The 307-nt window shown below is 59.3% G+C and carries 1 protein-coding gene; it reads right to left on the reverse strand.

Going from position 1 to position 307, the window contains the following annotated elements; genetic code table 11:
- The coding region (locus tag B0W80_RS34255; RefSeq protein ID WP_143684945.1) for an RHS domain-containing protein at positions 1-307 on the reverse strand (307 nt) is incomplete at both ends.

The following is a 307-nucleotide window of genomic DNA, read 5'->3' on the forward strand; positions in this document are numbered from 1 at the left end:
TCCGGTTGACGTTGTAGTTCAGCCCCGACTCTTTGTCGAAGTAATGGCCGTCGTACCGCTTGTTGAAGATGACCTCAGAGATGTTGGTCGTCCCCGGATTCGGATTGCTCTCCAGGTTCGCAAACCGGTACTTCGCCACCGTCGGCTTCTCATCCCCGAACGCCGAGTAAGCCCACTGCCAGACCGATTGGCCTTGGCTGTTCGTGAGACGCCTGGGCGTGTTCAGGTGATCGCTGTGCACCGCGAACACTTCACCATCGATCACCACCGCGATCGGCATCGGCCCGTTGGCCGTCGGCAGGTAGAT

The organism is Variovorax sp. KK3, from assembly GCF_001984055.1.
In the GTDB taxonomy this organism is placed as follows: domain Bacteria; phylum Pseudomonadota; class Gammaproteobacteria; order Burkholderiales; family Burkholderiaceae_C; genus Variovorax.